This window comes from Kitasatospora sp. NPDC004272 (genome assembly GCF_053603035.1).
Genome location: NZ_JBSGET010000065.1, coordinates 14,703 through 27,745, shown reverse-complemented (window position 1 = coordinate 27,745; position 13,043 = coordinate 14,703). Strand labels below are relative to the sequence as shown.

The following is a 13,043-nucleotide window of genomic DNA, read 5'->3' as shown; positions in this document are numbered from 1 at the left end:
ACCGGCCGGCGGGCCGTCGCACGTGCGCCCCGGCCGGGGGCCGGGCACGGACCCGATACGCTCGGGGACATGTCTCGCATCGACGGCCGCACCCCCGACCAGCTCCGCCCCGTCACCATCGAACGGAACTGGAGCAAGCACGCCGAAGGCTCCGTCCTGGTCTCCTACGGCGACACCAAGGTGCTGTGCACCGCCAGCGTCACCGAGGGCGTCCCGCGCTGGCGCAAGGGCAGCGGCGAGGGCTGGGTCACCGCCGAGTACGCCATGCTGCCCCGGGCCACCAACACCCGCGGCGACCGCGAGTCCGTCCGCGGCAAGATCGGCGGCCGCACCCACGAGATCAGCCGGCTGATCGGCCGCTCGCTGCGCGCCGTCATCGACCACCGGGCGCTCGCCGAGAACACCATCGTGCTGGACTGCGACGTCCTGCAGGCCGACGGCGGCACCCGCACCGCGGCGATCACCGGCGCGTACGTCGCCCTGGTCGACGCGGTCTCCTGGGCGCGCGAGAAGAAGCTGCTGCGCGCCAAGGGCCAGCCGATCACCGGCGGCGTCAGCGCGGTCAGCGTCGGCATCATCGGCGGCGTCCCGATGCTCGACCTCCGCTACGAGGAGGACGTCCGGGCCGAGACCGACATGAACATCGTCTGCACCTCCGACGGCCGCTTCGTCGAGGTCCAGGGCACCGCCGAGGGCGCCCCCTTCGACCGCGCCCTGCTCGACCAGCTGCTCGACCTCGGCAGCCTGGGCTGCGCCGAGCTGGACGAGATCCAGCGCAAGGCCCTGGAGCTGTAGGGAACCGCGGTGGGCTGAACGGCCGTCAGGAAGGGTGGGCGGGCACCGGAGTGCTGTACAGGCACGCGGGCCGAGCCTTAACGTTCGGGGTGAGCCCGCACACCCTCCTGGAGGACTCGCCGATGCAGCAGCCGCTGAGCATCAACCGCACCACCGCGCTCGCCGTCGCCGCGCTGGCCCTGGTCCTGCCGTTGAGCGCGGTCAGCTGCTCCGCCGCGGAGAAGGCGCTCAGCTGCGCCAACACCGCGGTGCAGATCAGCACGCACGTGGCCCAGCTCGGCGACGCGTACAACAACGCCGACCAGGACCCGGCCGCCGCCGGGAAGGCGCTGCAGAGCCTCAAGGGCGACGTGGACAAGCTCGGGCGCAACTCCAGCGACGCCGACCTGGCCAAGGCCGTCACCGACCTGCAGGCCCAGCTCGACAACGTGCAGAAGGCCGTGGACAGCAACCAGACGCCCGACCTCGGGCCGCTGGGCAGCGCGGCCGGGCGGGTCAGCAAGGTGTGCACCGGCTGAACCGGGCCGCGGCACTAGGCTGGGCGGCATGACCAAGCGACTCGTTCTCGCCACCCGCAACCAGCACAAGGTCGCCGAGCTGCGCGACATCCTCGGCGCGGCCGGACTGGACGTCGAACTGGTGGGCGCGGACGCCTTCCCCGAGGTGCCGGACGTGCCGGAGACCGGGGTCACCTTCGCCGAGAACGCGCTGCTCAAGGCGCACGCGCTGGCGAGGGCGACCGGGCTGCCGGCCGTCGCCGACGACTCCGGGCTGTGCGTGGACGTGCTGGGCGGGGCGCCCGGGATCTTCTCCGCGCGCTGGGCCGGGCGGCACGGCGACGACAGGGCCAACCTGGACCTGCTGCTGGCCCAGCTCGGCGACATCGCCGCCGAGCACCGGGCCGCCTCGTTCGCCTGCGCCGCCGCGCTCGCGTTGCCGGACGGCACCGAGCGGGTGGTCGAGGGCCGGCTGCACGGCACCCTGCGCACCGAGCCGGCCGGGACGAACGGCTTCGGCTACGACCCGGTCCTGCAGCCGCTCGGCGAGAGCCGCACCTGCGCGGAGCTGAGCGCCGAGGAGAAGAACGCGATCAGCCACCGCGGCCAGGCGTTCCGCTCGCTGGCGCCGGTGGTCGCCGAACTGCTCGGCCAGTCGCGCAGTCGCACAGTCGCGTAGTTGCGGCGGAAGCGTGAAGAGGCCCGCCCCGGGAGGATCCGGGGCGGGCCTCTTCACGCGTGAACGCCGGTGCGGCCTGAGGGACTCGAACCCTCACGAGATCTCTCTCACGGGCACCTAAAACCCGGGCGTCTGCCAATTCCGCCAAGACCGCCGATGTGTGACTCCCGCCATGCTACTGGCCCGTCGCACGGGCGTGCACCACCCTTTCGGGCGGTGGTTCGGGGCGTCCCGGCTTGTTCAAGAATTGGTACAGACCTATTGACCAGTGTGGTCCAGACCACGTACGTTCGCGCCGATCCGCGGAAATCCGGGTCCCGGGCGGTGCGCAACGGCCGGGCCCAGGCACGTCTTCCTCCCCCACGGCGCCCGGCCCCCCACCCCGGGCGCGAGCATTGGAGCGACCCATGCCCGAACGCGCCACAGCCGCGCGCTCCGCCGCCCGCACCGGGCGGCGTCCGCTGAAGGCCGGCACCGCGCTGGCGACCGCGACCGCCCTGGTGGCCGGTGCCGCCGGACTGGTCACCGCGATGGGCGGTGCCTCCTCGGCCGCCACCGTCAACCTGCTCGCCAACGGCGACTTCGAGAGCGGCACACTGAGCGGCTGGAACTGCTCGGCCGGCCTCGGCTCGATCACCTCCACCGCCCCGCACGGCGGCACCAAGGCGCTGCAGGCGGCGGCCTCCGCGTCGGACAGCGCCCAGTGCTCGCAGACCGTCACGGTCAGCCCGAACACCACGTACAGCCTGAGCGGCTGGCTGAAGGGCAACTACACCTACCTGGGCGTCACCGGGACGGGCACCACCGACACCAGCGCCTGGGGATCCAGCGCCGACTGGACCAACCGCAGCACCACCTTCACCACCGGTGCCGCCACCACCTCGGTGACGGTCTACACCCACGGCTGGTACGGCCAGGGCACCTACTACGCGGACGACCTGGTCCTCACCGGCCCCGGCGGGTCGGGCTCCAGCAGCCCCTCGGCGAGCGGGAGTTCGAGTGCGAGCGCCAGCGCCAGCGCGTCGGCCAGCGCCTCGGCGAGCGCGTCGGCTTCGACCAGCGCCTCGCCCTCGCAGAGCGCCTCGCCCTCGGCCAGCGCCTCGCAGACCGGGACGCCGGGCGGGGACGGGGTGGTGACCACGCCGACCGGGCTGACCGCGAGCGTGGCGGGCACCGCGGTGACGCTGAAGTGGAACGCCTCCACCGACAACGCGCAGAACGGCAACAGCGCGGTCTACCGGATCTTCACCGGCGGCACCACGGTGCAGACCGCGACCTCGATGGGCACCGCGGTCACCATCTCCTCGCTGCTGCCGAACACCTCGTACTCCTTCACCGTGCAGGGCTACGACAAGGACGGGCACAGCAGCGGGTTCACCGCGCCGGTGACCGTCACCACCGGGGCGGCCCCGACCGGCGCCCTCAAGTCGGCGTACTTCGCGCAGTGGGGCATCTACGGGAACAAGTACTACCCGTCGACGATGGCCGCCACCGGCGCGGCGAGCGGGCTGAACACGATGACCTACGCGTTCGCCAACATCAACCCGTCCACGCTGAGCTGCTTCGAGACCATCAAGGCCGCGGACACCAACGACAACAACCCGAGCGCCGGCGACGGTGCGGGCGACGCGTTCGCGGACTACCAGAAGGGCTACACCGCGGACATCGCGGTGGACGGCACCACCGACGCCTGGACCCAGCCGCTGAAGGGCAACTTCAACCAGCTGCGCGAGCTCAAGGCGAAGTACCCGAACCTGAAGATCACCATGTCGCTGGGCGGCTGGACGTACTCCAAGTACTTCTCCGACGCGGCGGCCACCGACGCCTCGCGCAAGAAGCTGGTCTCCTCCTGCATCGACATGTTCATCAAGGGCAACCTGCCCTCGATCCAGGGCGACGCGACCGGCGGCGCCGCCGCGGCGATGGGCATCTTCGACGGCATCGACATCGACTGGGAGTACCCGGCCTCCGCGGGCGGCCACACCGGCAACCACTACGCGGCCGCCGACACCGCCAACTTCACCGCGCTGCTGGCCGAGTTCCGCAACCAGCTGGACGCGTACGGGCAGACCGTCGGCAAGAAGTACCTGCTGACCGCGGCGCTGCCGTCCGGCCAGGACAAGATCGCGCTGCTGCAGACCGACCAGATCGGCAAGTACCTGGACTACGGCAACGTGATGTCCTACGACATGCACGGCGCCTGGGACGCGACCGGTCCGACCAACCTGCAGGACCCGCTGTACGACAGCCCGAACGACCCGAGCAACCCCGTCGCCCCGGGCACCCAGAAGTACACCGTGGACAACGCGGTCAACGCCTACCTGAACGGCGCCCCGGCGTACGGGATCAAGGGCGGCTTCCCGGCCAAGAGGCTGGTGCTGGGCGTGCCGTTCTACATGCGCGGGTGGACCGGCGTGCCGGCCGGCTCGAACTACGGCCTGTACCAGACCGCGACCGGCCCGGCGGCGGCGCAGGGCACCAGCCAGACCGCGGGCGTGGCGTTCTGGAAGGAGCTGGCGGCGGCCGGCAAGACCACCGGTTCCTCGGTGCACTGGGACCCGACCACGCAGAGCTCGTGGATCTACGACGGCACCAACCTGTGGACCGGTGACACCCCGCAGGCCATCGCGGCGCGCGGCTCGTACGCCACCTCCAAGGGCCTCGGCGGCATCTTCGCCTACTCGCTGGAGGCGGACGACCCGTCCGGAACCCTGGTCAACGCGATGACCGGCAGCATGAAGTAGCGTCAACTTCCCTTAGGGAGGGCCGGATCGTCCGAGTGCGGACGGTCCGGCCCTTCATATCAAGTTGGTACAGACCTGTTGACGTGGATGGTCCAGACCTTTTAGGTTCGGCGGAACTTCCCCCACAGGTGCGCGGCTTCCCACGGCCGTGCGCACGACACTCCCTCCAGGAGGACCGAGTGTTGATCCGAAACAAGGCGGAGCAGCGTCCCACCGCTGCGGGCCGCCACCTCAAGGGCCGCAAGGTGGCGTTCGGCGCCGCCGCGGCCGCGGGGCTGGCGGGCCTGCTGATGGGCACGCTCGGCGTCGCCCCGTCCGCCGCCGCCGTCGACAACCAGGCGTGCCGTCCCGACGGCATGTACACCACGCCCGGCGTCGACGTCCCGTACTGCAACGTCTACGACACCAGCGGCCGCGAGCAGATGGGCGCCGACCACCAGCGCCGCGTCATCGGCTACTTCACCAGCTGGCGCACCGGCAAGGACGGCACGCCCGCCTACCTGGTGAACAACATCCCCTGGGACAAGGTCACCCACCTCAACTACGCGTTCGCGCACGTCGCCTCGGACAACACGCTGTCCGTGGGCGCCGACGGCCCGAACAACGCCTCCACCGGGATGACCTTCCCCGGCGTGGCGGGCGCGGAGATGGACCCGGCGTACTCGTACAAGGGCCACTTCAACCTGCTCAGCAAGTTCAAGAAGCAGTACCCGAACGTCAAGACCATGGTCTCGGTGGGCGGCTGGGCCGAGACCGGCGGCTACTTCGACGACTCGGGCAAGCGGGTCAACTCGGGCGGCTTCTACTCGATGACCGTCAACGCGGACGGGTCGGTCAACCAGGCCGGCATCAACACCTTCGCGGACTCGGCCGTCACCTTCATCAAGAAGTACGGCTTCAACGGCGTCGACCTCGACTACGAGTACCCGACCTCGATGAAGGACGCGGGCAACCCGCTCGACTACAGCATCAGCAACGCCAAGCGCGCCTCCCTGATGAAGGGCTACGCGGCGCTGATGAAGACCATGCGCGAGAAGCTCGACCGGGCCTCCGCCGCCGACGGCAAGTACTACCTGCTGTCGGTCGCCGCCCCGTCCTCGGGCTACCTGCTGCGCGGCATGGAGACCTTCCAGGTCACCCAGTACCTGGACTACGTCAACATCATGTCGTACGACCTGCACGGCGCCTGGAACAAGTACGTCGGCCCGAACGCCGCGCTGTACGACGACGGCAAGGACGCCGAGCTGGCGGCCGCCAACGTGTACGGCACCTCGCAGTACGGCGGCATCGGCTACCTGAACACCGACTGGGCCGTCCACTACTTCCGCGGCGCGATGCCGGCCGGCCGGATCAACCTCGGCGTGCCGTACTACACCCGCGGCTTCCAGAACGTCCAGGGCGGCACCAACGGCCTGTGGGGCACCGCCTCCACCACCAACTGCCCGGCCGGCTCCGGCCTGACCACCTGTGGTGACGGCGCCGTCGGCATCGACAACATCTGGCACGACCTGGACGACAACGGCAAGGAGTCGCCCGCCGGCTCCAACCCGATGTGGCACGCCAAGAACCTGGAAGCGGGCGTCGTCCCGGACTACCTGTCCAAGTACGGCGTGACCGACACCGCGCTCAAGGGCACCTACGCCCGCAACTACAGCTCGTCGCTGGTCGCGCCGTGGCTGTGGAACGCCGACAAGAAGGTCTTCCTGTCGACCGAGGACGACCAGTCGATCGGCGCCAAGGCCGACTACGTGGTCAACCAGGGCGTCGGCGGCGCGATGATCTGGGAGCTGGCCGGCGACTACAAGTGGGACGCCACCGCCAACGGCGGCAAGGGCGAGTACGTCCAGGGCAACACCATGACCTCGCTGCTGTACGACAAGTTCAAGTCGGCCTCGGCGTACGGCGCGACCCGCTCCACCATCGCGCTGCCGCAGCAGACCCTGCCGATCGACGTGTCCTTCACCGACTTCGCGCTGGGCGACAACAACTACCCGATCAACCCGAAGATCCACATCGTCAACAACTCGACCACCACCCTGCCGGGCGGCACCGAGTTCCAGTTCGACTACTCGGTCTCCGCGCCCGGCAACGCCGCCGACCAGTCCGGCTTCGGCTCCAAGGTCATCCGGGCCGACCACACCGGCAGCAACGTCGGCGGCCTGAAGGGCACCTACAACCGCGTCTCGCTGAAGCTGCCCACCTGGCAGACGCTGGCGCCCGGCGCCTCGGTGGACGTCGCCTTCGTCTACTACCTGCCGGTCTCCACCCCGTCCAACTGGACCGTGAACGTCGGCGGCACCCTGTACGGCATCAAGGGCGACTTCACCCGCGGCACCACCGCGGCCACCGCCTCGCCGTCGGCCAGCGCCTCCGCGTCCGCCTCGCAGTCGGCCTCGCCGTCCGCGTCGGCCAGCGCCTCCGCCTCGCAGTCGGCGTCCCCGTCGGCCTCGGCCTCCGCCTCGCAGTCGGCCTCGCCGTCCGCGTCGGTCACCGCCGGCACCTGCTCGGGCGCCCCGAGCTGGGTCGCGGGCACCGCCTACGCCACCACCACCAAGGTGTCGTGGAAGGGCCACTACTACCAGAACAAGTGGTGGACCACCGGCGAGGACCCCTCGCTGAGCGGCGCCTGGGGCGTCTGGACGGACCTCGGGGCCTGCTGAGGCTGATCCCGAGCCCATGAACGGCGGTGGCGGTCGACCCGGTCGGGGGGTCGGCCGCCACCGCTCCTTTTCGCACCCGCCGGGCTACTGGCCGACCTTCAGGTCCTTCAGCAGCTTGGCGACGTGGCCGGTGGCCCGGACGTTGTAGAGCGCCCGCTCCACCTCACCCCGCTCGTCCACCACGATCGTCGAGCGGATCACGCCCTGGTAGGTGCGGCCGTAGTTGACCTTCTCGCCGTACGCGCCGTACGCCTCCAGCACCCGGTGCTCCGGGTCGGACAGCAGGGTCACCTTCAGGTCCTCGGCCTCGCGGAACTTCCCGAGCTTCTCCGGCTTGTCCGGCGAGATGCCGATCACGTCGTACCCGGCGCCCGCGAACACCTCCAGGTTGTCGGTGAAGTCGCACGCCTGCTTCGTGCAGCCCGGGGTGAGCGCCGCCGGGTAGAAGTAGACGATCACCCTGCGGCCGAGGTGGTCGGCCAGCGACACCTCCTTGCCGTCGGCGTCGGGCAGGGTGAAGGCGGGGGCGGTGTCGCCGGGCTGCAGGCGCTCGCTCACGATCGGGGCTCTCCTCGGGAGTGGACGGGTGGTCGTGCTGCTGGTTCAACCTACTCCCGTTGGTGGGTGGCGCTGCGCGCGTGCGGCGGCGAGCTGACAGACTGTCCGAGGAGAAGCAGTACCTAGCGGTAACAGAGATGGGGTGGCCCCAGTGGCATCGAGCAAGGACACGTCGGCACCGCGGACGACCGCCCAGATCGAGGCGGACATCGCCGGGAGCAGGGACCGGCTCGCCGCGACCCTCGACGAACTCGCCATGCGCGTCCACCCGGCCACCGTCGCCGCGCAGACCAAGGCCAAGGTCCGGGCCGCGGTCGAGCAGAAGGCCGGGCGGGCGTACGTCGCCGCGAGCGGGGCCGTCGAGCAGGTCCGGTCGAAGTTCGTGGACGAGGAGGGGCGGCCGCGCGCCGAGCGGGTGGTGCCGGCCGCGCTGGTCGGCGTCGGCGTGGTGCTGCTGATCGCCTCGGCCCGGCGGCGGCGCAAGGGCTGACGGCACCTCGCGGCGGGGCCCCGGGCAGGTGCCCGGGGCCCCGCGGCCGTTCCCCGGTCCGGTACGGTCGGGGCGTGAGCGAGAACGACACCCAGAACACGGCCGCCGGCCCCGAGGACGACCGGCACGGGCGGCACGACCGGCTCGGCGAGAAGCTGCCGATCCGGATGCTGCACGACCGGGTGCTGGTGCGGACCGAGACCGGCGAGGGCGAGCGGCGCTCCACCGGCGGCATCCTGATCCCGGCCACCGCCGAGCTGTCGCGGCGCTGCGCGTGGGCCGAGGCGGTGGCCGTCGGCCAGAGCGTCCGGTCCGTCGAACCCGGCGACCGGGTGCTGTACGACCCGGAGGACAAGCTGGAGGTCGAGGTGCGCGGCGCCACCTACGTGCTGCTGCGCGAGCGCGACCTGCACGCGGTGGCGGCGGGGCGCTTCGGCGACCTGGAGGGGTCGACGGGCCTGTACCTGTAGGACGACCAGCGGTACGGAACGACGAGAGGGCGCCCGCGGCGGGCCGGTGCACGCCGCGGGCGCCCTCGTTCGTGCCGCGTGCGCCCGCTGCCGTGCCTCGGGCGCCGCCGGAAATCAGGTGCGGGCGGGCGGGGGGCGGGCATAGCTTGGTGGGTCGCGTCCACGTGCGGGTGATTGTCGACAAGGAGACAAGTATGCGCGGAGCGGTCTACTTACCGGTGGCCCGGGGGGCGTTCCGGCGCTACTCGACGTACCGGGCGGCGACGGTGGCCGGGACGGTCACCAACACCGTGTTCGGGGTGATCCTGGCGTCCACCATGCTCGCGCTGTGGCGGGCCCGGCCCGGCCTCGGCGGGTACGACGCCGCGCAGGCGGTCACGTACGTCTGGATCAGCCAGGGGCTCCTGGTGACCGTCGCGGTCTGGGGCGGCGGCTTCCAGGACGAGCTGCAGGCCCGCTTCCGCAGCGGGGACATCGCGGTCGACCTGTACCGGCCGGTGGACTTCCAGGGCTGGTGGCTGGCCACCGACCTGGGCCGGGCCGGCTACCAGCTGCTGACCCGGGGCGCGCTGCCGATGCTGGCGGGCGCGGCGCTGTTCGACCTGACCCTCCCGGCCGACCCGCTGGTGTGGGCCGAGTTCCTGCTCGCGGTGGCGCTGGCGGTGCTGGTCAGCTTCGGGCTGCGCTTCCTGGCCACGCTGACCGGCTTCTGGCTGCACGAGTCCGAGGGGGTGCGGGCCGCGATGACGGTGGTGTCGATGTTCTTCTCCGGGATGCTCCTCCCGCTGGCGCTCTTCCCCGGCCTGCTCGGCGAGCTGGCCCGGGTGCTGCCGTTCTCGGCCATGGTGCAGCTGCCCTCCGACGTACTGCTGCAACGCCGCACCGGCACCGCCCTGTTCGGCCTGTACGGGTTCCAACTCGCCTGGGGAGCCGCCCTGCTGGCCCTCGGCCGGGTCGGGCAGGCGCTCGCGGTGCGCCGGGTGGTGGTCCAGGGTGGCTGAAGCCGTCCGGGGCGCGGCGGCGCGCGCGGGCTGGGCGGTGCGCTCCTGGTGGCTGATCACCGGGATGTGGATCCGCTCCACGATGGCCTACCGGGCCTCGTTCGCGCTCTCGCTGGCCGCCAACACGCTGATCACCTTCCTCGACTTCGCGGTGCTGCTGCTGATGTTCGCCCACACCAGGCAGCTGGCCGGCTGGACCCTCGCCGAGACCGGGTTCCTGTACGCCACCTCCTCGGTCGCGCTCGGCGCCGCCAACGTCCTGGTCGGCTCGGTCGGCGGGCTGGGGGAGCGGGTGCGCTCCGGCAGCCTGGACACCATGCTGATCCGGCCCGCCCCCGCGCTGGCCCAACTCGCCGCCGAACGCTTCTCGCTGCGCCGCCTGGGCCGGCTGCTGCAGGCCTTCGCGGTGCTCGGCTGGTCGCTCACCGCGCTGGACGTGCACTGGACCTGGGACCGCGTCCTGATGGTGCCCGTGCTGCTGCTGTGCGGCACCGTCATCTTCTGCGCGCTGTTCGTCGGCTGCTCCTGCGTGCAGTTCTGGTGGGGCGAGGCCGCCGAGCTGCAGAACGCCGTCACCTACGGCGGCGCCACCGTCCTGCAGTACCCGCCCACCGTGTTCGCCAGGGAACTCGTCGCCGGCACCGTCTTCGGCGTGCCGCTGGCCTTCGTCAACTGGCTGCCCGCGCTGCACGTCCTGGGCCGGCCCGACCCGCTCGGGCTGCCCGTCGCCTTCCGGTTCGCCTCGCCGCTGGCCGCCGCGCTGTGCGTGCTGGCGGCCGGGCTCGCCTGGCGGACCGGGCTGCGCGCCTACCGCTCCACCGGAAACTGAGGGAAGGGGAACCATGGCCGTGATCGAGGTCGAGGACGTCCGGCGGAGCTTCACCGTCCGCACCAGGGAAGGCCGCTGGCGCCGCGGGAAGCGCGAGGTGCGGGCCGTCGACGGGCTGACCTTCGCCGTCGAGGAGGGCGAGTGCGTCGGCTACATCGGGCCCAACGGCGCCGGGAAGTCCACCACCGTCAAGATGCTCACCGGCATCCTGGTGCCCAGCGGCGGCCGGCTGCGGGTGGCCGGCGTCGACCCGGCCGCCCGGCGGGCCGAACTCGCCCGCCGGATCGGCGTGGTGTTCGGCCAGCGCACCACCCTGTGGTGGGACCTGCCGCTGCGCGACAGCTACGAACTGGCCCGGCGGATCTACCGGATCCCCGACGCCCGCTACCGGGCCAACCTCGACCGGTGCGTCGAACTCCTGGGCCTGGGCGAACTGCTGGACACCCCCGTGCGGCAGCTCTCGCTCGGCCAGCGGATGCGCGGCGACCTGGCCGCCGCCCTGCTGCACGACCCCAGCGTGCTGTACCTGGACGAACCCACCATCGGGCTGGACACCGTCAGCAAGGCGAAGGCCCGCGAGTTCCTGCGCGAGACCAACCGGGAGCGGCGCACCACCGTGCTGCTCACCACCCACGACCTCACCGACATCGAGCAGCTGTGCGGCCGGGTGATGGTGATCGACCACGGCCGGCTCGTCCTGGACGGCCCGCTGGAGCGGCTGCACGAGATCGGCGGCAGCGAACGCACCCTGGTGGTCGACCTCGCCGAGGCGCACCCGCCGATCGACCTGCCCGGCGTCCGGGTCGCCCGCACCGAGGGCCCGCGCCAGTGGCTGGCCTTCCCGGCCAAGCGGAGCGCCGCCCCGATCGTCGCCGCCGTCGCCGAGCGCTACCCGCTGGTCGACCTGTCGGTGCGCGAACCCGCGATCGAGGACGTCATCGCCCGGATCTACGCCGGCAGCGGCACGGCCCCCGCCGCGCCGGTGGCCTGACCCGCCCCGGCCGGCCCGCCCTCACTCGTTCGAGTCAGCACAGTGACCAGTCGGCCGGTACGGGAGTTGACACCTCGTGACCGAGCACGTACCGGACGTCAGCGTGGTGATCGCCGTCCACGACACCATGCCCTACCTCACCGCCTGCCTGGACTCGCTGGTGGGCCAGAGCATCGGGCGCCAGCGGATGGAAGTGGTCGCCGTCGACGACGGCTCCAGCGACGGCAGCACCGAGGAGCTGGCCCGCTACGCCGCCGCCCACCCCGGGCTGTTCCGCACCCTGCGGCAGCCCGCGTCCGGCGGCCCCGCCAAGCCCACCAACCGCGGCACCGAACTCGCCCGCGGCCGCTACCTGCTCTACCTCGGGGCCGACGACTGGCTCGGGTCCGAGGCGCTGGAGCGGATGGTCGACGCCGCCGACCGCTGGGACTCCGACGTGCTGATCCCCAAGCAGGTCGGCGAGCACGGCCGGATCGTCCCGCAGGGCATCTTCGACCGGACCGCCGAACGGGTCGGCTTCACCGACTCCGCGCTGGCCTGGGCGCTCGGCGACACCAAGCTGTTCCGCCGCGACCTGGTCACCAACCACGGCCTGCGCCGCCGCGAGGACCTGGTCATCCACTCCGACCAGCCGTTCACCCTCGGCGCGCTGCTGCACGCCCGCAAGGTCTCCGTCCTCGCCGACTACGACTACTACCACCTGGTGCTGCGCCGGGACCGCTCCAACGTCACCCACCGGGCCGGGCCGATGGACCGGCTGCGCGGCTTCACCGCCGCCCACGAGGTGCTCGACCGGTCCACCCTGCCCGGCCCCGCCCGGGACGCCGTCCGGGCCCGCTACTTCAGCTGGGACGTCCCGCAACTGCTCCAGGCACCCTTCCTGGACGAGCCGCCCGCCATGCAGCGGCGGATCGTCCAGGAGATCGGCCGGTTCACCGAACGGCACTGCTCGCCCGCCGTGTTCCGCACCCTGCCCGTCCCCGCCCGGCTGCGGCTCGCGCTGGCCCGGCGCGGCGAACTGCTCGCCCTGTGCGACCTGATCGCCTGGGAGCAGGACCACGGCGAGGCCGCCCCCGTCCGCCGCGGCTCCAAGCTCTACGCCGCCTACCCGATGTTCCGCGACCGGCGGCTCGGCCTGCCCGACGCCCTGTTCGAGACCGGCCGCGCCCCCGGCCCGGACGGCTGGCGCCGCCTGGTGCCCGCACCGCTGCGCCGCGCCCGGTGGGCCGTCAAGCGCGCGCTGCGCCGGGCCCGGCGGCACGGCCTGGCCGCCGCCCTGAAGGGGACCGCCCGGTGAGCCCCGAACGGGAGCCGGACGTCCGGGAGTCG

At 72.0% G+C, this 13,043-nt stretch carries 12 protein-coding genes and 1 tRNA gene; 11 read left to right on the top strand and 2 right to left on the bottom strand.

Annotated elements, in window-relative coordinates; genetic code table 11:
- Positions 1 to 69: 69 nt before the first annotated feature.
- The 3 genes from rph (at position 70) to rdgB (ending at position 1,971) form a co-directional block, all read left to right on the top strand.
- Positions 70 to 795 carry a ribonuclease PH gene (gene rph, locus ACWEO5_RS20855; RefSeq protein ID WP_452163791.1) on the top strand — a complete coding sequence of 242 codons (726 nt, stop codon included), beginning with the start codon at positions 70 to 72 and terminating at the stop codon, positions 793 to 795.
- 89 nt (positions 796 to 884) lie between these two features.
- A complete protein-coding gene (locus tag ACWEO5_RS20850) occupies positions 885 to 1,313 on the top strand; it encodes a hypothetical protein (RefSeq protein WP_452163790.1) in 429 nt (142 codons plus the stop codon).
- A gap of 28 nt (positions 1,314 to 1,341) precedes the next feature.
- Positions 1,342 to 1,971: an RdgB/HAM1 family non-canonical purine NTP pyrophosphatase gene (gene rdgB / locus ACWEO5_RS20845; protein ID WP_452163789.1), complete on the top strand. Its 630-nt coding sequence runs from the start codon at positions 1,342 to 1,344 to the stop codon at positions 1,969 to 1,971.
- A 70-nt stretch (positions 1,972 to 2,041) separates the two neighbouring features.
- On the opposite strand, the gene ACWEO5_RS20840 is transcribed toward rdgB, so the two are convergent.
- Positions 2,042 to 2,125: transfer RNA gene (locus tag ACWEO5_RS20840), tRNA-Leu, on the bottom strand.
- A 253-nt stretch (positions 2,126 to 2,378) separates the two neighbouring features.
- Here ACWEO5_RS20840 and ACWEO5_RS20835 point away from each other — a divergent pair.
- Entirely contained in the window at positions 2,379 to 4,715 is a 2,337-nt protein-coding gene (locus ACWEO5_RS20835; protein ID WP_452163788.1) for a glycosyl hydrolase family 18 protein, read from the top strand.
- Positions 4,716 to 4,960: 245 nt separating this feature from the next.
- The gene (locus ACWEO5_RS20830) at positions 4,961 to 7,375 is read left to right on the top strand and encodes a chitinase C-terminal domain-containing protein (protein WP_452163810.1); all 2,415 of its coding nucleotides are present in this window, start codon (positions 4,961 to 4,963) and stop codon (positions 7,373 to 7,375) included.
- 84 nt (positions 7,376 to 7,459) lie between these two features.
- Here ACWEO5_RS20830 and bcp read toward each other — a convergent pair whose 3' ends face one another.
- Positions 7,460 to 7,933, bottom strand: coding sequence for a thioredoxin-dependent thiol peroxidase (bcp, locus tag ACWEO5_RS20825; RefSeq protein WP_452163787.1), 474 nt, complete (start codon positions 7,931 to 7,933; stop codon positions 7,460 to 7,462).
- Between the two features lie 151 nt (positions 7,934 to 8,084).
- On the opposite strand from bcp, the gene ACWEO5_RS20820 reads away from it, so the two are divergent.
- The 6 genes from ACWEO5_RS20820 to ACWEO5_RS20795 all read left to right on the top strand — a co-directional run bounded on the left by ACWEO5_RS20820 (position 8,085) and on the right by ACWEO5_RS20795 (position 13,011).
- On the top strand, positions 8,085 to 8,423 hold the full coding sequence (locus ACWEO5_RS20820) for a DUF3618 domain-containing protein (protein WP_452163786.1): 339 nt from the start codon (positions 8,085 to 8,087) through the stop codon (positions 8,421 to 8,423).
- 167 nt (positions 8,424 to 8,590) lie between these two features.
- A complete protein-coding gene (locus ACWEO5_RS20815) occupies positions 8,591 to 8,893 on the top strand; it encodes a GroES family chaperonin (protein WP_051732111.1) in 303 nt (100 codons plus the stop codon).
- A gap of 194 nt (positions 8,894 to 9,087) precedes the next feature.
- Entirely contained in the window at positions 9,088 to 9,894 is an 807-nt protein-coding gene (locus tag ACWEO5_RS20810; protein WP_452163785.1) for an ABC transporter permease, read from the top strand.
- Positions 9,887 to 10,723, top strand: coding sequence for an ABC transporter permease (locus ACWEO5_RS20805; protein WP_452163784.1), 837 nt, complete (start codon positions 9,887 to 9,889; stop codon positions 10,721 to 10,723). The genes ACWEO5_RS20810 and ACWEO5_RS20805 overlap by 8 nt, the downstream gene beginning before the upstream one ends.
- Before the next feature lie 13 nt (positions 10,724 to 10,736).
- Positions 10,737 to 11,714: an ABC transporter ATP-binding protein gene (locus ACWEO5_RS20800; RefSeq protein ID WP_452163783.1), complete on the top strand. Its 978-nt coding sequence runs from the start codon at positions 10,737 to 10,739 to the stop codon at positions 11,712 to 11,714.
- A 76-nt stretch (positions 11,715 to 11,790) separates the two neighbouring features.
- Positions 11,791 to 13,011, top strand: a complete 1,221-nt coding sequence (locus ACWEO5_RS20795; RefSeq protein ID WP_452163782.1) for a glycosyltransferase family 2 protein — start codon at positions 11,791 to 11,793, stop codon at positions 13,009 to 13,011.
- Positions 13,012 to 13,043 lie beyond the last annotated feature (32 nt).

Bases quoted from the DNA above. Each gene is read 5' to 3' on its own strand.
- rph (WP_452163791.1), top strand. From the start codon at position 70: ATGTCTCGCATCGACGGCCGCACCCCCGACCAGCTCCGCCCCGTCACC.
- ACWEO5_RS20815 (WP_051732111.1), top strand. From the start codon at position 8,591: ATGCTGCACGACCGGGTGCTGGTGCGGACCGAGACCGGCGAGGGCGAG.
- rdgB (WP_452163789.1), top strand. From the start codon at position 1,342: ATGACCAAGCGACTCGTTCTCGCCACCCGCAACCAGCACAAGGTCGCC.
- ACWEO5_RS20835 (WP_452163788.1), top strand. From the start codon at position 2,379: ATGCCCGAACGCGCCACAGCCGCGCGCTCCGCCGCCCGCACCGGGCGG.
- ACWEO5_RS20800 (WP_452163783.1), top strand. From the start codon at position 10,737: ATGGCCGTGATCGAGGTCGAGGACGTCCGGCGGAGCTTCACCGTCCGC.
- ACWEO5_RS20810 (WP_452163785.1), top strand. From the start codon at position 9,088: ATGCGCGGAGCGGTCTACTTACCGGTGGCCCGGGGGGCGTTCCGGCGC.